At 70.1% G+C, this 25,398-nt stretch carries 19 protein-coding genes and 1 other RNA gene; 16 read left to right on the plus strand and 4 right to left on the minus strand.

Translation table 11 applies throughout. The annotated features are described in order from the left end of the window. Nucleotides 1-264: 264 nt before the first annotated feature. From ACFVJQ_RS23400 to ACFVJQ_RS23415, 4 genes are all read left to right on the plus strand, one after another. A complete protein-coding gene (locus ACFVJQ_RS23400) occupies nucleotides 265-1,977 on the plus strand; it encodes a serine/threonine-protein kinase (protein WP_385786447.1) in 1,713 nt (570 codons plus the stop codon). A gap of 150 nt (nucleotides 1,978-2,127) precedes the next feature. Further along, nucleotides 2,128-3,369, plus strand: a complete 1,242-nt coding sequence (locus ACFVJQ_RS23405) for a serine/threonine-protein kinase (RefSeq protein ID WP_385786450.1) — start codon at nucleotides 2,128-2,130, stop codon at nucleotides 3,367-3,369. A 153-nt stretch (nucleotides 3,370-3,522) separates the two neighbouring features. Then, the gene (gene prfB / locus ACFVJQ_RS23410) at nucleotides 3,523-4,629 is read left to right on the plus strand and encodes a peptide chain release factor 2 (RefSeq protein ID WP_385786453.1); all 1,107 of its coding nucleotides are present in this window, start codon (nucleotides 3,523-3,525) and stop codon (nucleotides 4,627-4,629) included. Between the two features lie 296 nt (nucleotides 4,630-4,925). After that, nucleotides 4,926-5,528, plus strand: coding sequence for a hypothetical protein (locus ACFVJQ_RS23415; RefSeq protein WP_385786456.1), 603 nt, complete (start codon nucleotides 4,926-4,928; stop codon nucleotides 5,526-5,528). A 131-nt stretch (nucleotides 5,529-5,659) separates the two neighbouring features. Here the strand turns inward: ACFVJQ_RS23415 and ACFVJQ_RS23420 are convergent, their stop codons facing one another. Beyond that, nucleotides 5,660-5,851 carry a hypothetical protein gene (locus ACFVJQ_RS23420; protein WP_129799790.1) on the minus strand — a complete coding sequence of 64 codons (192 nt, stop codon included), beginning with the start codon at nucleotides 5,849-5,851 and terminating at the stop codon, nucleotides 5,660-5,662. Nucleotides 5,852-6,158: 307 nt separating this feature from the next. On the opposite strand from ACFVJQ_RS23420, the gene ftsE reads away from it, so the two are divergent. From ftsE to ACFVJQ_RS23460, 8 genes are all read left to right on the plus strand, one after another. Beyond that, entirely contained in the window at nucleotides 6,159-6,848 is a 690-nt protein-coding gene (gene ftsE / locus ACFVJQ_RS23425; RefSeq protein ID WP_141314236.1) for a cell division ATP-binding protein FtsE, read from the plus strand. Nucleotides 6,849-6,903: 55 nt separating this feature from the next. Beyond that, nucleotides 6,904-7,821, plus strand: coding sequence for a permease-like cell division protein FtsX (ftsX, locus tag ACFVJQ_RS23430; RefSeq protein WP_224738816.1), 918 nt, complete (start codon nucleotides 6,904-6,906; stop codon nucleotides 7,819-7,821). A gap of 67 nt (nucleotides 7,822-7,888) precedes the next feature. Beyond that, nucleotides 7,889-9,052 (plus strand): S41 family peptidase, encoded by a 1,164-nt coding sequence (locus ACFVJQ_RS23435; RefSeq protein WP_385786461.1) that lies wholly within the window; start codon nucleotides 7,889-7,891, stop codon nucleotides 9,050-9,052. A gap of 74 nt (nucleotides 9,053-9,126) precedes the next feature. Beyond that, the gene (smpB, locus tag ACFVJQ_RS23440) at nucleotides 9,127-9,669 is read left to right on the plus strand and encodes an SsrA-binding protein SmpB (protein WP_385512830.1); all 543 of its coding nucleotides are present in this window, start codon (nucleotides 9,127-9,129) and stop codon (nucleotides 9,667-9,669) included. 91 nt (nucleotides 9,670-9,760) lie between these two features. Further along, nucleotides 9,761-10,129: a transfer-messenger RNA gene (gene ssrA, locus ACFVJQ_RS23445) on the plus strand. 233 nt (nucleotides 10,130-10,362) lie between these two features. Continuing rightward, complete coding sequence (locus ACFVJQ_RS23450) at nucleotides 10,363-11,439, plus strand: DUF4232 domain-containing protein (protein WP_385786463.1); 1,077 nt, start codon at nucleotides 10,363-10,365, stop codon at nucleotides 11,437-11,439. 342 nt (nucleotides 11,440-11,781) lie between these two features. Further along, nucleotides 11,782-12,009, plus strand: coding sequence for a hypothetical protein (locus ACFVJQ_RS23455; protein WP_385786466.1), 228 nt, complete (start codon nucleotides 11,782-11,784; stop codon nucleotides 12,007-12,009). Between the two features lie 77 nt (nucleotides 12,010-12,086). After that, entirely contained in the window at nucleotides 12,087-13,076 is a 990-nt protein-coding gene (locus ACFVJQ_RS23460) for an alpha/beta hydrolase family esterase (RefSeq protein ID WP_385786469.1), read from the plus strand. Between the two features lie 587 nt (nucleotides 13,077-13,663). Here ACFVJQ_RS23460 and ACFVJQ_RS23465 read toward each other — a convergent pair. Then, the gene (locus tag ACFVJQ_RS23465; protein WP_385512746.1) at nucleotides 13,664-14,674 is read right to left on the minus strand and encodes a LacI family DNA-binding transcriptional regulator; all 1,011 of its coding nucleotides are present in this window, start codon (nucleotides 14,672-14,674) and stop codon (nucleotides 13,664-13,666) included. A 70-nt stretch (nucleotides 14,675-14,744) separates the two neighbouring features. Further along, a complete protein-coding gene (locus ACFVJQ_RS23470) occupies nucleotides 14,745-16,073 on the minus strand; it encodes an MFS transporter (protein ID WP_385786473.1) in 1,329 nt (442 codons plus the stop codon). A gap of 84 nt (nucleotides 16,074-16,157) precedes the next feature. Here ACFVJQ_RS23470 and ACFVJQ_RS23475 point away from each other — a divergent pair, with 84 nt between their 5' ends. The 4 genes from ACFVJQ_RS23475 to ACFVJQ_RS23490 all read left to right on the plus strand — a co-directional run bounded on the left by ACFVJQ_RS23475 (nucleotide 16,158) and on the right by ACFVJQ_RS23490 (nucleotide 21,714). Then, nucleotides 16,158-17,129, plus strand: a complete 972-nt coding sequence (locus ACFVJQ_RS23475) for a LysR family transcriptional regulator (RefSeq protein WP_385512748.1) — start codon at nucleotides 16,158-16,160, stop codon at nucleotides 17,127-17,129. Nucleotides 17,130-17,354: 225 nt separating this feature from the next. Continuing rightward, on the plus strand, nucleotides 17,355-18,302 hold the full coding sequence (locus ACFVJQ_RS23480; protein ID WP_385786477.1) for a hypothetical protein: 948 nt from the start codon (nucleotides 17,355-17,357) through the stop codon (nucleotides 18,300-18,302). Nucleotides 18,303-18,322: 20 nt separating this feature from the next. Continuing rightward, nucleotides 18,323-20,524 carry a glycosyltransferase gene (locus tag ACFVJQ_RS23485; RefSeq protein ID WP_385786481.1) on the plus strand — a complete coding sequence of 734 codons (2,202 nt, stop codon included), beginning with the start codon at nucleotides 18,323-18,325 and terminating at the stop codon, nucleotides 20,522-20,524. Next, nucleotides 20,521-21,714, plus strand: coding sequence for an acyltransferase family protein (locus tag ACFVJQ_RS23490; protein WP_385786484.1), 1,194 nt, complete (start codon nucleotides 20,521-20,523; stop codon nucleotides 21,712-21,714). The genes ACFVJQ_RS23485 and ACFVJQ_RS23490 overlap by 4 nt, the downstream gene beginning before the upstream one ends. A 92-nt stretch (nucleotides 21,715-21,806) precedes the next feature. Here the strand turns inward: ACFVJQ_RS23490 and ACFVJQ_RS23495 are convergent, their stop codons facing one another. Beyond that, nucleotides 21,807-25,283 (minus strand): DNRLRE domain-containing protein, encoded by a 3,477-nt coding sequence (locus ACFVJQ_RS23495; RefSeq protein ID WP_385786487.1) that lies wholly within the window; start codon nucleotides 25,281-25,283, stop codon nucleotides 21,807-21,809. Nucleotides 25,284-25,398: the final 115 nt, after the last annotated feature.

Below are 25,398 nucleotides of genomic sequence, written 5' to 3' on the forward strand. Positions count from 1 at the left end.
GATCGGTCACGTCCGGGTTCGGCAACCAACGGATCGGGTCGAGCGTCTTTCCTTCGAACATGTACCGGAGCGATGTGCCGGACCAAGTGCTGGACAAGTACGGAGCACGTACCGGAACGAGTACGGAGCGTGTACCGGAACCAGACGGGAACCCGTCCGTAGGCCGCATGGACAGACGACAGCCCGGTACCGAGGACGGCGGCACTACAGTGGGTCGGAAACAGTGGGTCGGAACACGCAAGCAAGCAGCAGGGAGCGCATGACGTGCGGCCGGTAGGCAGCAAGTACCTGCTCGAGGAGCCGCTCGGACGCGGCGCCACGGGCACCGTCTGGCGAGCCCGCCAGCGGGAGACCGCGGGTGCCGAGGCGGCCGTGCCCGGACAGCCCGGTGAGACCGTCGCGATCAAGGTCCTCAAGGAGGAGCTCGCGAGCGATCCCGATGTCGTGATGCGGTTCCTGCGGGAGCGGTCCGTCCTGCTCCGCCTGACCCACCCGAACATCGTCCGGGTCCGCGACCTGGTCGTCGAGGGCGATCTGCTGGCCCTGGTCATGGACCTCGTCGACGGCCCCGACCTGCACCGCTACCTGCGTGAGAACGGCCCCTTCACGCCCGTCGCGGCCGCCCTGCTCACCGCGCAGATCGCCGACGCGCTGGCCGCCAGCCACGCCGACGGCGTCGTCCACCGCGACCTGAAGCCGGCGAACGTCCTGCTCCAGCAGCACGGCGGCCAGATGCACCCGCTGCTGACCGACTTCGGCATCGCCCGGCTCGCCGACTCACCCGGCCTCACCCGCACCCAGGAGTTCGTGGGCACGCCCGCGTACGTGGCGCCGGAGTCCGCCGAGGGCCGCCCGCAGACCTCGGCCGTCGACATCTACGGCGCCGGCATCCTGCTGTACGAGCTGGTCACCGGCCGTCCGCCGTTCTCCGGTGGGTCGGCCCTCGAGGTGCTGCACCAGCATCTGAGCGCCGAACCGCGCCGCCCCTCCACCGTCCCCGAACCGCTGTGGACGGTCATCGAGCGCTGCCTGCGCAAGAACCCCGACGAACGGCCCAGCGCCGAGAACCTCGCGCGCGGGCTGCGGGTCGTCGCCGAGGGCGTCGGCGTGCACGCGAACTCCGCGCAGATCGCCGCGGCCGAGGGCGTCGCCGCCCTCCTCGCGCCCGACCCGGCGCCCGCGCCCGTGCCCGGAACGCCGGGTGCCGCCGACCCGACGCAGGTGCTGCCGCACGGATCGGCGGGGGCGTACGACCCGAACGGCGCGACCAGCGTGCTGCCGCACACCGGGGGCCCGGCGGGTGCCGCCGACCCCACCGCCGTACTGCCGCACACCGGGGCCGCCGACCCGACCGCGGTGATGCCGCCGGTGCCGCCGAACCAGCCCGGCGGGCAGCAGGGGCAGCAGCCCGACCAGCCGCACCCCTGGCAGTCGCAGCTGCGTGCCGCGCGCGACCGCAACGAGCAGACGCAGGTCCAGTACCTCGACCCCAGCGAGGACCCGCTGCGCCGCCGCCCGCAGCGGCAGGTCGCCCGGCCGCAGCAACAGCCGCGGCCCGCACAGCCCCAGCGGCGTCCGCAGCAGGGGCCGCCGCCCGGGTACGGCCATCCGCAGCAGCAACAGCCGCAGCAGTACGCCCCGCCGCCGCACCAGCAGCCCCAGCGGTATGCCCCTGCGCCCACGCCCGAGCCGCAGCGGCCGGCGCGTGAGCCGCGGCAGCCGCGGCAGCGCAGCGCCAGTCCGATGCGGATTCCCGGGCTGGGCTGCCTGAAGGGGTGCCTGTTCACGATCGTCATCCTGTTCGTCGCAGGCTGGCTGATCTGGGAGCTGAGCCCGCTGCAGGAGTGGATCGGCACGGGCAAGGGCTACTGGGAGCAGCTCACGGACTGGGTCAGCACGGTGACGGGGTGGATCGGGGATCTGGGCGGGGACTCCGGGACCTCCGAGGAGGAGCCCGGAGGCACGTCCACGCAGTAGCGGGTGAGTTGATTTGTCGACACCTGGCGGGTGATTTCCCTCTCCGCGGTGAAGGTAACGGCTCCGGGCGCGTAGTTTTGTCGGCTGGGGGTCCGGGGGTGAGCCCCCGGGATGGCGCAGCAGCGACAACACGCGTCCGTAGGAGCAGCCTTGGCACGGAAGATCGGCAGCCGGTACACCGCGAACCAGATCCTGGGACGTGGCAGCGCCGGCACGGTGTGGCTGGGCGAGGGACCCGACGGTCCCGTCGCCATCAAGCTGCTGCGCGAGGACCTCGCGTCCGACCAGGAGCTCGTCGGACGCTTCGTGCAGGAGCGCACCGCCCTGCTCGGCCTCGAGCACCCCAACGTCGTCTCGGTCCGCGACCTGGTGGTGGACGGCAACGACCTCGCGCTCGTCATGGACCTGGTCCGGGGCACGGACCTGCGCACCCGGCTGGAACGGGAGCGGCGGCTGTCCCCCGAGGCGGCCGTCGCGATCGTGGCCGACGTGGCGGAGGGGCTGGCGGCGGCGCACGCGGCGGGGGTCGTCCACCGCGACGTGAAGCCGGAGAACGTCCTGCTGGACATGCAGGGCCCGCTGGGCCCCGGGGGCTCGCATCGAGCGCTGCTCACGGACTTCGGCGTGGCCAAGCTGATCGATTCTCCACGGCGGACGCGCGCCGCGAAGATCATCGGTACGCCGGACTACCTGGCGCCCGAGATCGTGGAGGGGCTGCCGCCGCGGGCCGCGGTCGACATCTACGCCCTGGCGACCGTGCTGTACGAGCTGCTGGCCGGGTTCACGCCGTTCGGCGGCGGCCACCCGGGCGCGGTGCTGCGCCGGCATGTGACGGAGACGGTCGTCCCCCTCCCCGGCATCCCCGACGAGCTGTGGCAGCTGATCGTGCAGTGCCTGGCGAAGGGACCGGCGTCCCGGTTGCGGGCGTCGGAGCTGGCGGCGCGGCTGCGGGAGCAGCTTCCGGCGCTGGCGGGCATGCCGCCGCTGGATGTGGACGAGCCGGACGTGGAGGACGGCGACGTCCCGGCCGAGGCGGCGCCGGTGGCGGGGGAGCCGGAGGTGCCGGTACGGGTGCGGCGGGGGGCCGTGCCCCTGGTACCCGGCGCGAAGCCCGACTCCAACCGTGACACGCATACGTCGATGAGGGTGCCGGCCCCGGACGAGCTGGCGGGCGGTGCGCGGGGGACGGCACGGGCACCGCGCGCGACGGGCGCCCCGCGCCCCGGTTCGGCCCGGCACCGGGCGACCACCCGACGCCGACGCCTGACCCTGGGCGTGGCGACGGTTGTGCTGGTGGCGGCGGCCGGGGTCGGTACGTGGCTGGCCACGTCGGGTGACGACGCGGGGGCAACACCACAGGACACGAAGAATTCGGCACCGGTATCTCCCTGAGCGGGAACTTCTGCCGACCGGGGCTTTTCAGCGCCGGTCGGCAATCTCAGCCCGTCCGGCGTTTGAGGACGAGGCCCGCACCCACGCCGGGAGCGTCCCCAGCCCGACGCTCACCCGGCACTGCCTCCCCGGCGGAGCCGTTACGCTGGGAGCGTGGCAGTCGTCGATGTATCCGAAGAGCTCAAGTCCCTCTCCTCGACCATGGAGTCGATCGAGGCCGTTCTGGACCTCGAGAAGCTGAGGGCAGACATCGCCGTGCTCGAGGAGCAGGCAGCCGCGCCGTCCCTGTGGGACAACCCGGACGAGGCGCAGAAGATCACCAGCAAGCTCTCCCACCTCCAGGCCGAGGTCAGGAAGGCGGAGGCGCTGCGCGGGCGGATCGACGATCTTGCCGTGCTGTTCGAGATGGCCGAGGAGGAGGACGACCCGGACACCCGTGCCGAGGCGGAGTCCGAGCTCGCCGCCGTCCGGAAGGCGCTGGACGAGATGGAAGTGCGGACGCTGCTCAGCGGGGAGTACGACGCCCGTGAGGCGCTCGTCAACATCCGTGCCGAGGCCGGTGGCGTCGACGCCGCCGACTTCGCCGAGCGGCTCCAGCGCATGTACCTGCGGTGGGCCGAGCAGCACGGCTACAAGACCGAGGTCTACGAGACGTCGTACGCCGAAGAGGCCGGCATCAAGTCGACCACCTTCGCCGTCCAGGCGCCGTACGCCTACGGCACCCTCTCCGTCGAGCAGGGCACCCACCGCCTCGTGCGCATCTCGCCCTTCGACAACCAGGGGCGCCGGCAGACCTCCTTCGCCGGTGTGGAAGTGCTTCCCGTCGTCGAGCAGTCCGACCACGTCGAGATCGACGAGTCCGAACTGCGTATCGACGTCTACCGGTCCTCCGGGCCGGGTGGTCAGGGCGTCAACACCACCGACTCCGCGGTGCGCATCACGCACCTGCCGACCGGCATCGTCGTCTCCTGCCAGAACGAGCGGTCGCAGATCCAGAACAAAGCCACGGCCATGAACGTCCTTCAGGCCAAGCTGCTGGAGCGGCGCCGCCAGGAGGAGCAGGCCAAGATGGACGCCCTCAAGGGCGACGGTGGCAACTCCTGGGGCAACCAGATGCGTTCGTATGTGCTGCACCCGTACCAGATGGTCAAGGACCTGCGCACCGAGCACGAAGTCGGCAACCCCGAGGCCGTGTTCAACGGCGAGATCGACGGGTTCCTGGAGGCTGGAATTCGCTGGCGCAAGCAGCAGGAGAAGTAAGCGAAGCGTTTTGTCGACAAGGCAACTGCCGCCCTTCCGGCGGCAGTTGCCTTGTCTGTTCCTGCATGTCTGGGTTTTACATCACACTCACACGCTTCAACGCCCGGCAAAGAAGGCGTAACTGGACATCGCGCGCGCAACGGCCTTGACGTTGCTTTGAAAAATGGGAAGGGTGAAGCGTGGCATGCGTATCTCTGGGGCGCATGTGAACCGGGGGGCTTCACCACAGCTGTCTCCGTCGATCACGGCCCCGAGCGCCGCCTCACTGACGATCAGCTACTGGGGGTAGCAACCACATGACCAAGAAGACGCGGATCCGGATCGCGCGGATCGCGGCCGGTGCCGTGATCGCCGCCGGTGCCTCGCTGACCGCCGCGGGCGCCGCCTCGGCCGCGGAGACCGACGACTGCCTGCTCAGCCTTCTGTGCGCCGACGAGTCGCCCACCCCGACTCCGACCGAGCTTCCCACGGACCCGCCGGTGCCGACGGACCTGCCGACGGACCCCACGGACCTGCCGACGGACCCCACGGACCTGCCGACCGAGCCCACCGAGGAGCCCACCGAGCCCACCGAGGAGCCGACGGAGGAGCCCACCGAGGAGCCGACCGCCGAGCCGACCGACGGCCCGGGCAACGGCAACGGTGGCGGCAACAACAACACCGACCCCGACGGCGGCTCCGGCGACGCCGCCCAGGGTGAGGGCGACTCGGCCCTCACCGACACCGGTACGCAGCCCTCGGCCGACACCTCGGCCCAGGGCGGCGGCGAGGAGCTCGCCGAGACGGGTGCCGCACAGACCACGTTCCTGGTCATCGGTGCCGCCACGATGATCGCCGGTGGTATCGGCTTCCGCGTGCTGCCGCGTCTCGTGGGCGGCCGTGGTGGTGCGGCTGCCTGACGGTAGCTGACAGTATCCAGCGTCTTACGGAACGTACGCACGACGTACAGTGAAGGGCCCGGAGCGCACGCTCCGGGCCCTTCGTATGTCTCTGACGGCAGCTGTCTCCGACGGCCGCGCGGATTACCGGATCACGCGGTCTGATGCGCCAGCAGCGCCACCGCCGCGATCAGCACCGCGAGCAGCGCGATCAGCGTCATCGGGTTCAACGCGGCGAACGGGTTCTCCTGCTGCAGCCGCTCGCGGTTGGCCCGGCACACGGGGCAGCGGCCCTCGCTGACGGGCGACGCACAATTCGCGCACACCAGCCGGTCGTACGTCATGCGCTCGCCCTCCTAGCAGCCGTACCGGTTCACTTCTACAACGCTTGGGGGAACGTGAACGTTCCCCCTCCACTGTGCCAGGTTCCTCCGGAGGGTGCGCCGGGTCGCTCCGAGAGGGGTGGCTTGTCATGTTTCGCGGCTGCGGGTTGTCGGTGGTTTCTCGCGCAGTTCCCCGCGCCTCTGAGGGGCGTGACCTCACCCGCACAAAAGGGCACAACCCTCCCTCAACCCCTACCGGTGCCTGCGCTTGCGTCCCCGGGTCGCGTATGGTCACGCACATCTACCCCCGGCGACCCGTGGTGCATCCGTGATCCGATTCGACAACGTCTCCAAGGTCTACCCCAAGCAGACCCGCCCCGCACTCAGGGATGTCTCCCTGGAAGTGGAGAAGGGTGAGTTCGTGTTCCTCGTGGGGTCCTCCGGCTCCGGAAAGTCCACCTTCCTGCGGCTGATCCTCCGCGAGGAGCGGGCCAGTCACGGGCAGGTGCACGTCCTGGGCAAGGACCTCGCACGTCTCTCCAACTGGAAGGTGCCGCACATGCGGCGGCAGTTGGGGACGGTGTTCCAGGACTTCCGGCTGCTGCCGAACAAGACGGTCGGCGAGAACGTCGCGTTCGCGCAGGAGGTCATCGGCAAGTCGCGCGGTGAGATCCGCAAGTCCGTGCCGCAGGTGCTCGAACTGGTCGGGCTCGGCGGCAAGGAGGACCGGATGCCGGGCGAGCTGTCCGGTGGTGAACAGCAGCGCGTCGCCATCGCGCGGGCCTTCGTCAACCGGCCCAAGCTGCTGATCGCCGACGAGCCCACGGGCAACCTCGACCCGCAGACCTCCGTCGGCATCATGAAGCTGCTCGACCGCATCAACCGGACGGGCACCACTGTGGTGATGGCGACGCACGACCAGAACATCGTGGACCAGATGCGCAAGCGCGTCATCGAGCTGGAGAAGGGCCGCCTCGTCCGCGACCAGGCCCGCGGCGTCTACGGCTACCAGCACTGAGACAGCAACCGCAGACCCCTCGCAGACGTCCACGGAAAGGCTTGAAGCAGACGCCATGCGCGCCCAGTTCGTTCTGTCGGAGATCGGTGTCGGTCTCCGCCGCAATCTGACGATGACCTTCGCGGTCATCGTCTCGGTCGCCCTGTCCCTGGCCCTGTTCGGCGGTTCGCTGCTGATGAGCGACCAGGTGAACACCATGAAGGGTTACTGGTACGACAAGGTCAACGTCTCGATCTTCCTCTGCAACAAGAGCGACGCCGAGTCCGACCCCAACTGCGCCAAGGGCGCCGTCACCGGGGAGCAGAAGGAGCAGATCCTCACCGACCTCAAGAAGATGTCGGTCGTCGACACGGTGACGCACGAGTCGCAGGACCAGGCGTACAAGCACTACAAGGAGCAGTTCGGCGACTCCCCGCTGGCCAGCTCCCTCACGCCGGACCAGATGCAGGAGTCGTACCGCATCAAGCTGAAGGACCCGGAGAAGTACCAGGTCATCGCGACCGCCTTCAACGGGCGGGACGGTGTGCAGTCCGTGCAGGATCAAAAGGGCATTCTGGACAATCTGTTCGGGCTGCTCAACGGCATGAACTGGGCCGCGCGCGCGGTGATGGCGCTCATGCTGGTCGTCGCGCTGATGCTGATCGTCAACACCGTGCGCGTCTCGGCGTTCAGCCGGCGGCGTGAGACCGGGATCATGCGCCTGGTCGGCGCCTCGGGCTTCTACATCCAGGCGCCGTTCATCATGGAGGCCGCGGTCGCCGGACTCATCGGCGGCGGTGTCGCCTGCGCGTTCCTGGTGGTCGCGCGGTACTTCATCATCGATCACGGGCTAGCGCTGTCCGAGAAGCTGAATCTGATCAACTTCATTGGCTGGGACGCCGTTCTGACGAAGCTCCCGCTCATTCTCGCGACAAGTCTGCTGATGCCTGCCTTGGCCGCGTTCTTCGCGTTGCGCAAGTACCTGAAGGTGTGACGCATGCCAAGAGGGCCGTACGGTCAACCCGCCGTGCGGCCCTTCGCGTTGTCCTAGACTCACCGGCATGTCAGGTCCCGACCCGTTCTGTCAGCCCCGCCGCCTGCGCCGTGGGGCCGCCCTGACATTGGTGTTCGCGAGCGTGCTCGTCGCCGGTGCCGCCACCGGCTCGCTGCCGACGTCGGACCGCAAGCCCACCCCCGGCGCCACCCGTACCGCCGCCTCCGCCGCCCGGCCCGACGAGGTCACCGAGGCCGCCGCCGAGGCCATGGCCGAGGGCAAGTCCCCCATGGAGGCCGCGCAGCGCGCCGTCAGCCGCAGCGGGGACCGCTGGGACGCCGTCTACTCCCGGGGCGAGTACGAGGAGTTCAAGGAGGCCCTCGACGGCGAGTACACCGGCGTCGGCCTGTCGGCGCGGCGCGAGCGGGACGGCCGGATCGAGGTGACCGAGGTGGCCGCCGGTTCCCCCGCGGCAGGCGCCGGCATCCGCGCGGGCGACCGGCTGCGCAGCATCGACGGCACGAAGGTCGACGGGCGTCCCGTCACCGAGGTCGTCTCCTTACTGCGCGGTGACGCCACCGACGCGGCCGCCGGGACGTCCGTCCGCCTCGGTCTGGAGCGCGGCACGCGCGCGTGGACCCAGACCCTGCACCGGGCCCGCCTCTCCACCGACTCCGTGACCTCCCAGAAGCTGTCCGACGACGTCACCGCCATCAGGATCGGCGCCTTCACCAAGGGCTCCGGCGACATCGTCCGCAACGCCGTACGGCAGGCCCCGGCCGCCTCCGGGATCATCCTCGACCTGCGCGGCAACTCCGGCGGCCTGGTCGCCGAGGCCGTCACCGCCGCCTCCGCCTTCCTCGACGGCGGCCTGGTCGCCACCTACGACGTCGACGGCGAGCAGCGCGCCCTGCACGCCGAACCCGGCGGCGACACTGCCAGACCCCTGGTCGCGCTCGTCGACGGCGGCACGATGAGCGCGGCCGAGCTGCTCACCGGCGCCCTGCAGGACCGCGGCCGCGCGGTCGTCGTGGGCTCCCGCACCTTCGGCAAGGGCTCGGTCCAGATGCCGAGCCGGCTGCCCGACGGCTCCGTCGCCGAGCTGACCGTCGGCCACTACCGCACACCCGCCGGCCGCAGCGTCGACGGCCACGGCATCACCCCTGACCTGGAGGCCGACCGGCAGGCGCTGCAGCGGGCGGAGACGATTCTGACGGGTCTCGGTCAGTAGCCGCCCGCACCGTAAATCGGCTTCCCCCGGACCCCCTCCGTAGTGCGAAAATGGACGGCACTATGAGCAAGGGAATGTACGTACCGAAGGAGTCCCAGCCCAAGCAGGGCGGGGCGGCCGCGAAGGCCAGGGACGGCGAGAAGGGCGGCAAGCGCAAGATCGTCGCCCAGAACAAGAAGGCCCGGCACGACTACGCCATCATCGACACCTATGAGGCCGGCCTCGTCCTCATGGGCACCGAGGTCAAGTCGCTGCGCGAGGGGCGGACGTCGCTGACCGACGGCTTCGTCCAGATCGACCGGGGCGAGGCATGGCTGCACAACGCCCACATCCCCGAGTACCACCAGGGCAGCTGGACCAACCACTCCGCGCGCCGCAAGCGCAAGCTCCTCCTGCACCGCGAGGAGATCGACAAGCTGGAGGCCAAGTCCCAGGAGACGGGTCACACGATCGTGCCCCTCGCCCTGTACTTCAAGGACGGTCGCGCGAAGGCCGAGATCGCTCTGGCGCGAGGCAAGAAGGAGTACGACAAGCGCCAGACCCTGCGGGAGAAGCAGGACCGGCGGGAGTCGGAGCGGGCGATCGCGGCGGCGAAGCGGCGACAGCGGAGCGCCTGACGGGCGGGAATACAGTGGCATCGTCGTGCGTTGGTCACGTACGATGGCACCAACACCGGCTGGCCCGGTGGGCGCATTGAAAAATCAACATGGGGATGATCGGTTTCGACAGCGGCTGTTGAAGCAGGGGAAGCGTGTCGAGGAAGCGGCAATGATCTCGTAAACCATATGTCGCAAAAAATAATCGCCAACACCAAGCGCGATTCCTTCGCCCTCGCTGCCTAAGTAGCGACTTGCGAAGTGTCAGCCCGGGGCTGTTCCCGACCCGGATCCTGGCATCAGCTAGGGAACTAAACCTTGATCCCGGTCACGGGGTGAAGAGGGAAACCAAACAGTGACTGGGCCCGTCGGCGACTTGTTCGCGTGATCGCCGGGGCCGAGAAAATCACAGCGGACTGCACACGGAGAAGCCCTGATTCTGCACCGTTGGACGCGGGTTCGATTCCCGCCATCTCCACGATCGGGAGGTTTCCGGACCTCCCTGACCCATGTGGGCAAAGGCCCCGCCGCCTCCGGGCAGCGGGGCCTTTGTCATGCCGGAATCGCGAAGCACGGCGGCATTGCCTGTTCCTGCAGATCCTCGTCACGCCGTGGGCGGCGACGGCCTTGTCCAGAGTGATCTGTGACACTGCTGTGACCGGAGGTGTGGGTTCCGCCACAGCCTGTGGGTGCGGGCCCTGGTGAGGTGGGCGGATGCCTACCGCCTCGCGCACCGTTCCCGCCGCCCTCGCCGGTGCTCTGCTGCTTGCCGCGTGTGGTTCCCAGAGCGCCTCGCAGGGCGACGACGCGACGGGTGCCGGCGGCGACGGTCGAGTCCGAGCCCACGCGCTGTGCCCGTCCGACTTCTCGCAGTACGGCAGTCCGCCGCCGTCCTCCGAGCCGTCCGTCACCCCCTCCGGTACGCCGACGCCGCTTCCCCTGCCCTCCCTCGATGGTCCGGGCGAGGACGGGGTCAAGGTCACCGGCCTGTACGCCTGGGGTGCGGAGAACGGATGCGCGGCGGACTTCTCCGCCGAGTTCGAGGTCACCAACCGAGGGACGAAGGCGGCCACTTACACGGTGACCATCGGGTTCCTGACAGGTTCCGGAGGCGCGGTCGACAACGTCGAGACGACCGTCGAGTCGGTCGGGCCGGGGCGGACCGTCAAGGGGACCGTCGCCATGACGGAGCCGGCTGGGGACGCACCCGAGGTGTCGGGCGTGGAGGTGATCAAGGTGCGCAGCGTTCCCGCCGACGAGGCGCCGTCCGCCTCGGGGCCGTGCCCCGCGTCCGGCGTCCACGTCTACGCGGACAAGGGGGACGCCGCCATGGGGCTGCGCGTCGTCGGCCTGCATCTCGTCAACTGCGGCACCGAGACCTATCGGCTCAACGGCTACCCGGAGCTCGAACTCCTCGACGAGGACCACGACAAAGTCGACGGCGTGCGGATCCTCCAGGGGACCGACCGGATCAGCACCGCCACCGGTGGGAGCGGCAGCCCGCAACCCGTTGTTCTGCGGCCGGGTGAAGCCGCGCAGTCGACGCTGGCGTGGCGGAACACCACGGAGGCCGGCGTCGGCGACCCGGTCAACGCGCCGTACGTCCGCGTGCGGGCGAAGCCCGGTGCCGGCCCTGTGGTGGTCGAGCCGGAACTGGACCTCGGGACGACGGGTCAGCTCGGCGTCGGGCCGTGGAAGAGGGACGAGACGCACCGAGGGACCGACACCGACACCGCACGGCCGATGCCGCCGTACCCGTCCGTCGTCCCTTCGTCCTTCCCGTCGCCCTGAGCCCTCGGTGATCGGTTTCCTGGTCCTCCTCGCGTGGGCGGGAGCGCTGTACCTGCTCGCCCTTCCGCGTGTCGCGCCCGGCGTCAAGGTCCTTGTCCTCACCGCGCCCCCGGTGGCCGTGGTGGTCTGGCTCCTGGACGCGGTCCTCGGAATGCCTTCCGCCGCCGCCTGGGTCGTCGCGGTGTTCGTCGTCGTACTGATCGCGCTGAACGGGCTCGTCGGCCATCCCTGCATGCCGACCTGGACGAAGATCACCGTGTTCGTCACGGCTCCGGTGGCGGCGCTGGCCTGGCTGCTGGTCGTCACGGCGGACGACACGATCAAGGATCCCGGCGAGGACCCGTGCTCCATGCGCTACGGGGCGTCGGCGTCTCCAAGGCGTTTCCCCCGCAGGCGTACTGCCTCCACGAGGGCGGCAGCACCGACAATCTCGCGTCGGGCGCCCAGTTCGTGTTCTGGGTCTGTTTCGTCAGCAGCCTGCTGCTGCTCGCGGTCGGCCTGTGGCAGGTTGCGCGGGACCCGAAGACGCTTGCGCGGCAGTTCCGTACGGGCAGGTCGCTCACTCGGTGAACCACCATGGTGGACGCGTCCGTTGTGGTGTCCCACTCCATATCGGCGGGTCGTTCACGCTTCTACGGTCCCTCCGCATGACACAGACCAGAGCCGCAAGCCGTCGTAGCCACATCCCCGTCCTGGCGACCCTTCTCGTCGCCCTGATCGCCGCCGTCCTCACCCCGGGCCGGGCGGCTGCCGCATCCCTCCAGGAAGTCACCGGGTTCGGGACCAACCCGGGCGCGCTGCGGATGTTCCGGTACGTCCCCGACGGCCTCCCGACCGGGCGCCCCGTGGTCGTTGCGCTGCACGGGTGCACGCAGAACGCCTTCGGATACGGCACCGGCAGCGGATGGATGCAACTCGCCGACCGCTGGGGCTTCTCCGTCGTCCTGCCGCAGCAGCAGACCGCCAACAACGCCTCGTCCTGCTTCAACTGGTTCCAGAGCGGCGACATCGCACGAGGCCAGGGCGAAGCCGCGTCCGTCGCGCAGATGGTCGACCGGCAACTCGCCGACACCTCCGGCGACGCGTCGCGCGTCTACGTCACCGGGCTGTCCGCCGGGGGCGGGATGACCGCCGTGATGATGGCGGCGTACCCGGAGAAGTTCGCTTCGGGCGGGATCGTGGCCGGGCTGCCGTACGGGTGTGCGCAGGCCGCCGGGTCGCCGTATGTGTGCATGTACGTCGGTGCCACACAGACCCCGAAGCAGTGGGGCGACCGGGTGCGCGCCGCCCGGCCCGGGTACACCGGCCCCTGGCCCACACTGATCGCCTTCCAGGGCACGGCCGACTACACCGTGAAGCCCGTCAACATGACCGACCTGATGCGGCAGTGGACCGATGTACACGGGGCCGATCAGGCCGCCGACGTCAGCGACACCGTCGCCGGCTATCCCCACCAGGTCTTCAAGGAAACGGGCGGGCGTGCGGTCGTGGAGACGTACAGCATCACCGGGATGGGACACGGGCAGCCCGTCGATCCCGGGAGCGGGAGCGAGCAGTGCGGGAGCGCCGGGGCGTATGTCCTCGACGTGAACCTGTGCGCCGCATTCCGGATGGGGCGGGCCTGGGGGCTGGGCTGAGCCGAAGTGTTCTGTCGCTGTCGGCATGAACGGCAACCTCGAGTGCTCGTGGCGCAAGTCCGCCCGCTGTTGAAAGACCTGGCACAGCAACGGCGTTGGAGACGCTAGCATTTGTCCGGTGACGCGCCCTATGGGTGCGTCCTCCCTTCACACCGGGCCCCGTCCCCTCGGGGCCCGGCCCGACGAGAGCGGCCCCGGGACCCTGTTAGGCCGCCTCACGTCGAAGGGAGGACGCCCCCACATGGGTTGTCACGAGGAGCAGAAACCGACTCTCGTCATGCGGCTGATCCGGCTCTTGCCGGAACGGGCTGCGAAGCACGCGAGGAGGTGGCTGCTCTGGTGGCTCAGCAGGTAGCCGGATATCCCCAAGGGGCCTGGGGACATCCGACAGGCTCCTGTTGAGCCGGGCCCACCTTCTCTGGTGGCTCAGCAGCTAGCCGTATATCCCCACGGACCTGGGGACATCCGACAGGCTCCTGGTGAGCTGGGGCATCCGCCTGAGTAAAGCATCACCGGCTCAGTGCGGCGCCCTCTGCGTCCAAGTACAGCACACCAGCCCCCCACCCGGCACCGTGATCAGCCACTGTTCACGCAACCGCCCGCCGCGCCGTACTCCCCCGCTCCGTCATCCTCGGCGCCAGCAACGTCGCCTCCGGTACGGCCTTTCCGCCCAGCTTCTTCACCAGCAACTCCACCGCCCGCGCCCCCACCTCACCAGACGGCAAGGCGATCGACGTCACCGGCACCCGCAGCGACTCGGCCAGCTCGTCCGGGCAGATCGCGGTGACGGACAGGTCGCCCGGCACCCGCAGCCCCAGCTCCTCGAAGGCGTCGATCAGGGGCTCCAGGATCGCCTCGTTGTGGACGACGACGCCCGTCAACGCGGGCTGCTCCCGCAGCAGTTGCTCCGCGACAGCGCGAGCCGCCGCGGGTGACGCCTCGCACGGGTGCACGGACGACGCGAGTCGCCCCCGGTCGGCGGCGGCCGTGAAGCCCTGCACCACCCGCTGGGCGAACGCCGTCTGCCGTACGTACACCTCCGGCGGTGACCCCACCAGCGCCACCACCCGGTGCCCGAGCCGCGCCAGATGGTCCACGCACGCCTCACCCGCCGCCTTGAAGTCGAGGTCGATGCAGGTCAGCCCGGCCGGCTCGGCGGGGAAGCCGATCAGTACCGACGGCCGGTCCAGTGAGCGCAGCAACGGCAGCCGGGAGTCGGCGAGTTGGACGTCCATCACGATCAGCGCGTCCACCAGCGCGGTGTCCGCGACCCGCCGGAGCCCCTCCTCGCCCTCCTCCTGCGTCAACAGCAGCACGTCGTGGTCGTGCCCGCGTGCCGTCGTCACCACCGACACCGCGAACTGCATCACCACCGGTACGTGGATCCCGGCCCGTAACGGCACCACCAGCGCCAGCACGTTCGACCTGCTGGTGGCCAGCGCGCGGGCGCCGGCGTGCGGGCGGTAGCCGAGGGCGCGGATGGACGCCTCGACGCGCTGCCGGGTCTCCTCGGAGATCGGGCGCTTGCCGCTGAGCGCGTAGGACACGGTGCTGGGAGAGACTCCAGCGTGCCGGGCCACGTCCGTGATCTTGACCATCAGTCCAGCTCCAGGGAGAGAAACGTCGAAGCGCTTCGACGGGGGAACGTATGGGGGAGCTGTCAGGGCGTCAATGGGTTGCGCGGGAACTTGCGCGGGAATCCGTGAGGCGGTTCGGGCCGCCGAACGAACCGAGCGAGACCGCCAGCGCCAGGGTGGCCGCTGCGACGGGCACGCCGTACCCCGCCGTCACCGACAGCTGCTCCACCGCCCAGCCGCCGACGGCGCTGCCGCAGGCGATGCCGCCGAGGAGGGCGGTCACGGCGAGGGTCATGCCCTCGTTGAGGCGGTCGGCGGGCGTGCGGCGCTGGAGAAGCGTCATGGCGGTGACCATCGTGGGGGCCGTTGCCATGCCGGCCAGGAGCAGCGCGGCCGCCAGGGCGACGAGGGAGGGCGTCAGGTTCGCGGCCAGCAGGGGGAGGGTCATGAGGGACGCCATCGCGGCCATGCACCACGGCAGCCGGCGTTCCGCCGGTCCCGTCGGCCGCAGCGTGCCGAACAGCAGCCCGGCCGCGCCCGAGGCCGCCGCCTGGAGGCCGAGCAGGACACCCGCCGCCGTGCGGCTGCCCTGTGCGTCGGCGAAGGCGATCGTGACCACCTCCATCGAGCCGAACACCGCGCCGGTGGCCAGGAAGGCGGCGAGCAGCCGGGGGATGCCGGGTGAGCGGAGCGGGGACCGGGTCTTCCGGAGGGGTCCGACGGGCGGCTGCGTCGAACGCTGTGCGGTGAACAGCAGCATGCCGGTGAGCAGCAGCACCGCACCGGCCAGCGTGCCCGCCTCCGGGAAGAGCGTCCCGCACAGCAGGGCCGCGAGCACCGGGCCCAGCATGAAGCACAGTTCGTCCGCGGACTGCTCGAAGGAGTTCGCGGTGTGCAGGGCCTCGGGGTCGCCGCGCAGCAGATGGGCCCAGCGGGCGCGGGACATGCCGCCGATGTTGGGGGTCGTCGCGGTGGCGGCGTACGCGGCGAAGAGGGTCCAGTCGGGGGCGTCGTAGTGCACGCAGAGCAGCAGGGCCAGGCTGCCGAGGACCGCCAGCAGCGTGGCCGGTACGGCGATCCGGGCCTGGCCGTGGCGGTCGATGAGCCGGGCGACCCACGGAGCGACCACCGCGGTCGCCGCGAGGCCGGTCGCGGTGACGGCGCCGGCGAGGGCGTACGAGCCCCGCGTACCGGCGATCATCACGACCGCGCTCACGCTGAACATGCCCATGGGAAGCCGGGCGATCAGGTTCCCGGCCGTGAAGGCCCGGGTGCCGGGGATCGTGAACAGGCGGCGGTACGGGCCGGGCCGGCGGTCGCCGGAGCGGGGGGAGAAGTCGACGGTGACGAGGGTGTCTGCGGTGACGGTGTGGAGGGGCTGAGGGGTGACGCTGTGGAGGGGCTGAGGGGTGTCCGGCATGGGGGCAACCGTCGCCCGTGAACGATCACCGGGTCCAACACTTACTCCGTACCGATTCACGCACCCGTGTTGTAAGTTCGCCGGATGCCCGCCCCGACCCACCTCGACCCCCGCCTCCTGCGCGCCTTCGTCACCGTCGCCGAGGAACTGCACTTCACCCGCGCCGCGGCCCGCCTCTACGTCGCCCAGCAGGCGCTCAGCAGGGACGTACGGCGGCTGGAGCGGGAGCTGGGCGCCGAGCTGTTCGTACGGACCACCCGGCAGGTGACGCTGACGGCGGACGGCGAGCGGCTACTGCCGTACGCGCGTCGGGTGCTGACGGCGCAGGAGGAGCTCCTCGCCGCCTTCGGACAGGCCCGCCCCCTGCTCGTCGACCTGAACTCCCCGGGGCTCGGCACCCCGCGCCAGGTGCTGCACCGGGCCCGCGAACTCGCCCCGGAACATGAGCTGATGGCCCGCTACGAGAGCGGGCTGACCGGCGCGGCGGGGGAGCTGCTCGCCGGGCGGCTGGACGCGTCGTTCGGGCGGTTCGCGGGGCTGGAACCGGCGCTGCGGGCGCAGTTGGAGCACCAGCTCGTCCGGTACGAGCCGATGGCGATCGTGCTGCCCGAGGACCACCGGCTGGTCTCCCTGAAGGCGGTGCCGCTCGCCGAGCTGGCGGGCGAGACCGTGTACGCGGGGGCGGGGAATCCGCGGACGCCGGAGTGGACCGACCTCGCGCGCCGTCTGTTCGAGGGGCGGGGGATCGAGATCGCGCCACCGCTTCCCCTGGCCGTCGGCGACGAGGAGTTCGAGCGGATCATGGCCAAGACCCGCAGCCCGGTGCTCGCCGTGGTGGACTTCCCGGACATGCCCCGGACGGTACGGCGGCCGCTCGTCGATCCCGTTCCGCTGTCACCGGTGTCATTGGTGTGGCGGAAAGGGCTGGTGCATCCGGCGTTTGACGCACTGCGTCGGGCCGCTGCCGGGCTGGCGGCCGAGGAGGGGTGGCTGCGGCTGCCGGTCGGTGGCTGGATCCCCGCCATCGACAAGCGCTTGCCGAATGTCCAGAAATGACACCCCGCACACACACAACCTCCGCGTGCGCTACATTCATGGCCCGAGCACGGTGTGGTAAATGGGGCGCTCGAACCTCAAGGGGGCTTGGTTCGGTCGACGGGTGCTCGGTGTCGTCTGCGCACCCGGAACTGTCCCGTGGGGGGAAGTGCGCGCGTGAGCAAGTGGCGAGAAGACGCCCGACCTGAAGCAGAGTGGCCCGAACCTGCGTCCCCAACGGGGGAAGTGCGGGGACTGCCGGGCCGGGGTCGGGGCCGGGCCGGGGAGACCCAGGCCTTCCCGGAGACCGGAGGTACGTCGGCCGTACAGGACGACGACCGCGATCCGGAGACCAGGGCGATCGCCCTACGTGATCCCTGGGCGGAACCCGAGGAGAGCGGACACACCGGCGGACGTGCCGACGGTGCGGCGGGCAGGCAGGCCGAGATGTCCCCCGAGATATCCGGCGTCCCCACCCACGACCCCCACGAGGTCACCGTCCAGCTCGACGCCGTAGGCCTGCACCTGGGTCAGCTGGTCCCCGGGCAGCCGGGACCCGCGCGGCCGGGCGGCGCGCAGGACGCCTCCGACGGGCCCGTGTTCGTGGACGAGTCGGGCCGCAGAAGCCGTACGTTCCGCCGTATAGGCATGGCCGTGGGCCTGGCCTGCGCGATCTACGCCGTCGTCATCGTCGCGACCCTCCTGTCCGGCAGCTCCAACGCCCCCTGGTTGCCCGTCCCTGACCAGAACGGCAAACCGGCCGGCAAGGTCGACAGCCCTCCGCTGCCCGCGCAGTCGGCGCAGCCCTCCGCCCCCGGCGTCGCCACTCCGAGCAGCACGCCGACGGCCGGCACCGACACCACGCCGGTGCCGGGCGACGCCGACGCCACCGCCCCCGGCACCGCCACCACCCCCGACGCGCCGGGCACGTCCGCCGACCCCACGCCCACCGCGACGCGGACGACCCCCGACCCCGGCACCAGCGACCCGGCCCCGCCCGTCCCGTCGTCGCCGGTCACCAACTCGCCCGACCCGAGCCCCACCGGCGGCACCTCGGCCGACCCGTCCCCGTCGACGGGCGGTGACAGCGGGGGCACGAGCGCCGGCACCGGCACGGTGGCGGACGGCCCGCCCCAGCCGGTCCCTGCTCCCCAGGACCAGGCTGCCGCCGCGCTCACCACCCCGTCCCTGTAGTCCCTGGAGTACCTCCTCTGATGGCATCCCGCCCAAGCCGTCAAGGTGCCGGCCGGACCGGAGCCCGCGACGGCTCCCGGCGCCGCCGCCTGCCCCTGCGCTATCTGCTGCCCGTGCTCGTCCTCGTCGCCCTGATGGCGATGCTGATGCTGCGCGGCTATGTGCACAGCGAGATCCTGGCCGACCACCGCGTCCGCCCCCCGGCCGCCACCGACCGCGTACCGGAGCGGATCCTGAACGGCGGCCCGGTCATCGACACGCGCAGCGGCCGCACCGCGAGCCTGAGCGTGCCCGACCACCGCCTCGTCCTCACCTTCGACGACGGCCCGGACCCGGTCTGGACGCCGAAGGTCCTGGACGTACTGAAGAAGCACGACGCGCACGCCGTCTTCTTCGTCACCGGCACCATGGCCTCGCGCTATCCCGACCTGGTCAAGCGCATGGTGGAGGAGGGCCACGAGGTCGGCCTGCACACCTTCAACCACCCCGACCTCTCCTACCAGTCGAAGCAGCGCATCGACTGGGAGCTGTCCCAGAACCAGCTCGCGATATCCGGCGCCGCCGGCATCCGCACCTCGCTCTTCCGCCCGCCGTACTCCTCCTTCTCCGCCGCCATGGACAACAAGTCCTGGCCGGTCACCGAGTACATCGGCAGGCGCGGCTACATCACCGTCGTCAACAACACCGACAGCGAGGACTGGCGCAGGCCCGGCGCCGACGAGATCATCCGCCGCTCCACCCCGGCCGACGGCAAGGGCGCGATCGTCCTGATGCACGACTCCGGCGGCGACCGCAGCCAGACGGTGGCGGCGCTGGACCGGTTCCTGCCGGACATGAAGGACCGGGGCTACGAGTTCGACAACCTCACCGAAGCCCTCGACGCGCCCAGCGCGCACACACAGGTCAGCGGCCTGGAGCTGTGGAAGGGCAAGGCGTGGATCGTCCTCGTCCAGGCCTCGGAGAACATCACCGACGTGCTGGTGGTCGGCCTGGCGGCGGTCGGCTCCCTGGTCATCGGCCGCTTCGTCCTGATGCTCGTTCTCTCCGGCTGGCACGCCCGCCGCGTCCGGCGCCCCGGCTTCCGCTGGGGACCGCCGGTCACCGAACCGGTGTCGGTGCTGGTCCCGGCGTACAACGAGGCCAAGTGCATCGAGAACACCGTCCGTTCCCTGATGGCGAGCGAGCACCCGATCGAGGTGATCGTCGTCGACGACGGCTCCTCCGACGGCACGGCCCGCATCGTCGAGGCGATGGGCCTGCCCAACGTCCGGGTGGTACGCCAGCTCAACGCGGGCAAGCCGGCGGCGCTGAACCGGGGCCTGGCGAACGCCCGTCACGACATCGTCGTCATGATGGACGGCGACACCGTCTTTGAACCCTCCACTGTCCGCGAACTCGTCCAGCCCTTCGGCGACCCGCAGGTCGGCGCGGTCGCGGGCAACGCGAAGGTCGGCAACCGCGACTCACTCATTGGTGCATGGCAGCACATCGAGTACGTGATGGGCTTCAACCTCGACCGCCGCATGTACGACATCCTGCGCTGCATGCCGACGATCCCGGGCGCGGTGGGAGCGTTCCGCCGATCGGCGTTGGAACGAGTCGGCGGCATGAGCGACGACACCCTCGCCGAGGACACCGACATCACCATGGCGTTGCACCGCGACGGCTGGCGAGTCGTCTACGCGGAGAACGCCCGCGCCTGGACCGAGGCCCCGGAGACGGTCCAGCAGCTGTGGTCGCAGCGTTACCGCTGGTCGTACGGCACGATGCAGGCCATCTGGAAGCACCGCCGCGCCCTTCTGGACCGAGGCCCGTCGGGCCGCTTCGGCCGCGTGGGCCTGCCGCTGGTGTCCCTGTTCATGGTCCTGGCCCCTCTCCTGGCCCCGCTGATCGACGTGTTCTTGTTGTACGGCATCATCTTCGGCCCCACCGGCAAGACGATCATGGCCTGGCTGGGCGTCCTGGCCATCCAACTGTTCTGCGCGGCGTACGCCTTCCGCCTGGACCGCGAACGCATGACCCACCTCATCTCGCTCCCGCTGCAGCAGATCCTCTACCGCCAGCTCATGTACGTGGTCCTCCTCCAGTCCTGGATCACCGCCCTGACGGGTGGCCGGCTGCGGTGGCAGAAGCTGCGGCGGACGGGAGCGGTCGGGGCGCCGTTGGGGGCGGTCCCCAGCCCGCGGACTACGAGCAGTGAGGATCGGAGGCCGGTGGGATGAGCAGCCCGGCCACCATGCCGCCCGGCACGGACGCCCCAGATCAGCCACCCTCCCATTCCCAGGGGCGGGTCAGAGACCGCTACTTCGACCTGCTCCGCGCCATCGCCCTCTTCCGAGTAGTCCTCTACCACCTGACAGGCTGGGCGTGGCTGCCGTTGGTGTTCCCGTCCATGGGCGTGATGTTCGCCCTCGCGGGCAATCTCATGGCCCGCTCGCTCAAGCGTCCGCCGTTGTCCGTCGTACGAGGCCGGCTCCGCCGACTGCTTCCTCCGCTGTGGCTACTGGGTGCGATCGGCGTGGCGGGGATGCTGTTGCAGGGCTGGGGACCGGAGGACGACGGCCACCCCGGTTCGTGGTGGCTCCACCTCACGTTTTGGATCCTGCCGCTCAGCGATCCGCCGTACGCCGAGGGCCTGCCCGGCATCCAAGGTCTCCTCGGTGAGGACTGGGCCACGGAACTGGCCGGACCGCTGTGGTACGTCCGCGCCTATGTCTGGTACGTCCTCCTTTCCCCCCTCCTGTTGCGAGCCCTGCGCCGGCTGCCGTGGTCGACGATCCTGATGCCGATCGCCCTGTCGGCCGCCCTCGAATCCGGCCTGCTCTCCCTGCCCGGTGAGCGAATCGACTCCGCCGTCACGGACTTCAGCACGTTCGGCGCTTGTTGGATCCTCGGCATGGCGTACCAGGAAGGCGTCCTGAAGCGCCTGCCGCGCTACGTCATCCCGTCCGTCGCCCCGTTCATCGCAGGCCTGGGCCTCTGGTACGCCGTGAACCACAACTTCACCACGGACCACGATCTGGACAGCATGCCCTTGGCCCAGGCCTTGTGGTCCTTCGGAACGGTGTTGCTGCTGTTGCACGTCAGCCCGTCCTGGTCCGAGTGGCCCCATCGGTTGCGCCGCTGGTCCGGCCTGATCGAGCTCCTTAATTCCCGCGCCGTGACGATCTACCTCTGGCACAACATCTGCATTCTCGTGGCCGCGACGCTGTGGGACCGGCTGTGGGGTGTGGAGACATTGGAGCTGCACTACTCCTGGCTGCTGGAGAGTCCATGGCCGGTCCTGGCCCTCACTTGGGTGCTCATCGGGGGCTGCATCGTCTGGTTCGGCTGGGCGGAGGACCTGGCGGCGAAGAGGAAGCCGCAGCTGTGGCCGGACGGGGGTCGCAAGAGGCGCACACACGCCAGGTAGGGAAATACCGGCCTGGCTGGAGACCGTTTCCTTTCTTCTGTCTCGCGCGGCACCCGGCCGCCAGTGTCGTCAACTGGCGGCCAGGGACGGCGTCACCCGATCGCGATGCGCGTCTTCCAGTAGCTCGCCGGAGCGATGATCTCTGTGCCGGACCCCGGGACGGTGGTCCGGCCGCCCGCGTAGAACCGTACGGATCCGTCGGACCGCACGCCCCATACGTCGGGGATGGCGTCGCCGTTGGCGTCGGGGGTGCCCATCAGCAGCGGGAAGTTGCTGACTGCCCAGCCCGAGGCGCCGTACTCGCTGTCGGCACCCCCGGCCGAACTTCCGGCGTTACCCAGGGAGGCGAGGTTGACCCCGCCTCCGGAGGCGGCGATGCCCTTGCGCAGCAGGAGCCTGCCCGACGTGTCGGACCGGTAGACGAGGTCGGTGACACCGTCGCCGCTGACGTCCAGCGCGGTGACGATGTCCCGGCTGGTCCAGCCCGAGGCCCACAGCCGGGTCGCCTGGTCGATGGTTGCTCCGTGGTAGCCGGTGAAGACCCACAGCTCGTCGCCGATGGTGGCGAAGAAGTCGGTCCGGCCGTCTCCGGTGGCGTCGCCTGCCGACACGAACTGGGTCAGGTCGGCGGGGCTGGGGGCGCCGTCGGGGAGGAGGATCTCGCGCCGCTTGTCGATGTTGACGGCGCCGTAGCCGTCACCGGGATACACCCACAACTTGCCCCCGACGCGAACGACCAGGTCCTGGAGACCGTCGCCGCCGTAGATGTCGCCGTTGTGGGTGATCAGCGCGCCCTTGAAGTGACCGTTGGGCGCGGCCACATAGGGGGGCAGGTCATCGCCGTTGGGGTCTTTGTCTGGGTTGTCCCGGTAGGCGCCGGGCATCGAGTAGTCCAGGTCGCCGCTGCCCTTGGCGAGGTCGGTGGTGGCCTGCGAGGGATACATGGCCAAATTGCCAGCCTCGGTGACCACCATCATGTCGGGAAGTTTGTCGCCGGTGAAGTCGCCGGGCGCGTCGGCCTGGTCCCGGGGCGTGACGTAGAAGAAGTACTTCGTCGCCTGTGAGGGGTTGCCCGCGCTGTCCACGGCTCTGACGTAGAGCACGTTGGGCCCGGCCGTCGGCGGTTTGGCGTTCGAGATGGTCGCGCTGACGCTGGTGGCCGTGCCGGCGGTGCGGGTGAGGCTGCCGGTGTAGGTGGGCGAGTTGAAGCCATATTCGTAGCGCACGACGTCGCTGTTGAGCGCGCGGACCGTGAACGATCCGGGTGTGCCGAACTTCTTGGTGGACCAGTTGGCGTCCTCGGCGTCGTTACCGAAGCCGTTCTCGCTGCCGTCGGCGTTGGGGAAGTCGGTGGAGCTGACCTTCGGCGGCCTGGGCGCGGTGGTGTCGAGGACGAAGCGGCACGGCGTCTTGGCCGGTGCGTAGCTCGAGCTGGTACCGGCGTCGTCGACGGCGCGCACCCGCCACGAGTACAGGGTGCCGTTGGTGAGCTTGCTGGTGGAAAAGCCCGTCGTCGTGCGCAGTGCGGTGTCCTTGTCACCGCCGACGGAAACCTTGCCGGTGGAGCCCAGCAGATCGCCAGTCGTCTCCCACTTGCCGTGCGGCCACAGGTCGAAATCGAGGTAGTCGAGGTTGCTGTCCTTGTCGGACGCTCGTGCGGTGAACGTCAGGTTGCCCGAGCCCATGCGGACGTACGGCTCGGTGGTGGTGCACTTGCCATCCGGGCCGAGATCGAGCGACTTGGCGTCCATGGTCGGTTTGCGGTTGTAGACGAGCTCCAGCACGGGCGCGTTGTCGCCGTTGGCCTGGAACTTCTTCCACGCGTACTGCGAGTGCTCGTCACGTGCGCGCAGGCCGAAGGTGATGGTGTCCTTGCCCTGGTCGGCCTGCTTCTGGGCCGCCTTCCGCACGTCGAACGTCTCGTACGCGTCCCGGCAACCGGACTTGTAGCCGTGCGCGAAGCTCTTGGTCGCGAACTTGTTGCCGTCATGCAGCTTGGGTGCGTTCTTCCAGTTGGTCTTGCTGTTGACCGGGCCGGTGAGGTGCACGCTCATCGAACGGGCGCTGCACGACCAGGAGTACGTCTCCAGCATCCGCAGCTTCGCGCTGGTGATCTTCGTTCCCTTGAGGTCCTTGTCGAAGGCGATGTTGAAGTACGAGCGCGAGATGCCCCAGGTGTCCGACTCGAAGCCGACGCGGGCCTCATGCGTACCACCCTTGTTGAAGCCCCTGCCGTTGTAGAAGGTGGCGTTGGGGTGGCGGCTGTAGGCGGTGGTCCAGTCCTGCGTGTGCTTCTTCACCGACGGGTCGATGAAGACCGGGTACGTGGTGGCCGGGTCGTTGAGGAAGGCCAGGTCGGGGATGAGTACCCAGTTCGCCCCATTCAGGCTGGGCTCGACCAGCTCGCCGCGCGAGTCGGGAGAGGGCCCGTCGAGGCCGGGCAAGCTGAGCGTGGCCGCCGAGCCGGTCTGTGAGGGCGCGGGCGTCGGCTCGGTCGGGGCGGACGGCAGCGGGGACTCGGACACCGAGGGCTCGGGGCCGTCGGTGGCCGCCGGCAGGGTCTCGGGGGCGGTGTCCGCCTGTTCGTCGGTCTCGATGAGCTCCTCGGTGGGGCTCGGGCTCTCGCTCGGCCCGTCGGTGGCCGACTCGGTCGGTACGGGGCCTTCCGACGTGGTCGGCTGGGCGGTGGCGCCGACGGATCCGTCGGTGACGGCCGGCTGGCCGCTGTTGTCCCACATCAGCGGTGTCGGCGACATCGCGACCTCGTTGGCGTAGGCGTCCTCGGCGGTGAGGACGCCCGTGACCGGATCCAGCCGGAAGTTCAGCGTTGCGGAGGTGATGCCGTACGAGATCTGCCGGGCCCGCGGATCGGCCGCGGCCTGCCGGTTCTTAAGGACCAGCAACTGGGCGAACCCGTCGTCGTCGGCCGTCAGCACCAGGTCGGCGCCTGGGAAGATCTCGGGGTACAGGGCGCGCGAGCCGTCGATGATCGGGGCCGGGACCGTGCCCGGCCACGTGAGCTGGATCTCGTGTCCGTCGACGGTGAGGGTGACCAGGGGGCTCGCGGTCTCGTCAGCGGCGGCGCTCTTCAGCCCTTTCACCAGGGAGACCCGGCGCACGGTGGAGCGCGAGGCGCGCTGTTCCCCGTCGCGCGGCTCGGAGCCGGCCGAGAACACGATCCGCGCGTTGGTGGCACTCGGCTCCCAACCGGCCTTCGTGCGGTGGAGGTCGTAGTCGATGTCCCTCCATTCGCCGCCCACTTTGGCCCGGATCGGTGACGAGTACAGATTCTTGGCCATCAGACCGTCGGGCCGCGCCCATGTGGTGGAGCGCGCGGTGCGCAGCGCGGTGACCTCGACAGACTTGCCGGTCTTTGTCGCCCGCGCGATCGCGGCGGCCTCGGTCACGGGCTTCGCCTTCGGCTCTTGGCCTGACCCGTCGCGCGAACCTGGGTCGTCCAGACCGAGGCCGATGAAGGTGATGCCGGTAGCGGCGAGCGCCGCGGTCAGTACGGCGGCGGTGGTCCGACGTCCGGGCACACGGCGCCAGTTGCGCGTCTTGCGCGTCATCGGGCGAGCTCCCCTTCCCCCCTTGGAACCGGCGCGGGACAGGGCGCGGCCGGGCGAGCCGATGATGACCTATGAGCGGGCTGTCGTCACCCTTCGCGAGCGGGGAAGGGGGTTG

Origin of the sequence: Streptomyces sp. NPDC127197, assembly GCF_042672405.1 — a bacterium.
GTDB classification, from domain to species: Bacteria; Actinomycetota; Actinomycetes; order Streptomycetales; family Streptomycetaceae; genus Streptomyces; species Streptomyces flavusporus.

What these genes read in the sequence shown, in the direction of transcription:
- ACFVJQ_RS23415 (WP_385786456.1), top strand. Translation starts at nt 4,926, where the DNA reads ATGACCAAGAAGACGCGGATCCGGATCGCGCGGATCGCGGCCGGTGCC.
- ACFVJQ_RS23420 (WP_129799790.1), bottom strand. Translation starts at nt 5,851, where the DNA reads ATGACGTACGACCGGCTGGTGTGCGCGAATTGTGCGTCGCCCGTCAGC.
- ftsX (WP_224738816.1), top strand. Translation starts at nt 6,904, where the DNA reads ATGCGCGCCCAGTTCGTTCTGTCGGAGATCGGTGTCGGTCTCCGCCGC.
- ACFVJQ_RS23435 (WP_385786461.1), top strand. Translation starts at nt 7,889, where the DNA reads ATGTCAGGTCCCGACCCGTTCTGTCAGCCCCGCCGCCTGCGCCGTGGG.
- smpB (WP_385512830.1), top strand. Translation starts at nt 9,127, where the DNA reads ATGTACGTACCGAAGGAGTCCCAGCCCAAGCAGGGCGGGGCGGCCGCG.
- ACFVJQ_RS23450 (WP_385786463.1), top strand. Translation starts at nt 10,363, where the DNA reads ATGCCTACCGCCTCGCGCACCGTTCCCGCCGCCCTCGCCGGTGCTCTG.
- ACFVJQ_RS23460 (WP_385786469.1), top strand. Translation starts at nt 12,087, where the DNA reads ATGACACAGACCAGAGCCGCAAGCCGTCGTAGCCACATCCCCGTCCTG.
- ACFVJQ_RS23465 (WP_385512746.1), bottom strand. Translation starts at nt 14,674, where the DNA reads ATGGTCAAGATCACGGACGTGGCCCGGCACGCTGGAGTCTCTCCCAGC.
- ACFVJQ_RS23470 (WP_385786473.1), bottom strand. Translation starts at nt 16,073, where the DNA reads ATGCCGGACACCCCTCAGCCCCTCCACAGCGTCACCCCTCAGCCCCTC.
- ACFVJQ_RS23475 (WP_385512748.1), top strand. Translation starts at nt 16,158, where the DNA reads ATGCCCGCCCCGACCCACCTCGACCCCCGCCTCCTGCGCGCCTTCGTC.
- ACFVJQ_RS23485 (WP_385786481.1), top strand. Translation starts at nt 18,323, where the DNA reads ATGGCATCCCGCCCAAGCCGTCAAGGTGCCGGCCGGACCGGAGCCCGC.
- ACFVJQ_RS23490 (WP_385786484.1), top strand. Translation starts at nt 20,521, where the DNA reads ATGAGCAGCCCGGCCACCATGCCGCCCGGCACGGACGCCCCAGATCAG.
- ACFVJQ_RS23495 (WP_385786487.1), bottom strand. Translation starts at nt 25,283, where the DNA reads ATGACGCGCAAGACGCGCAACTGGCGCCGTGTGCCCGGACGTCGGACC.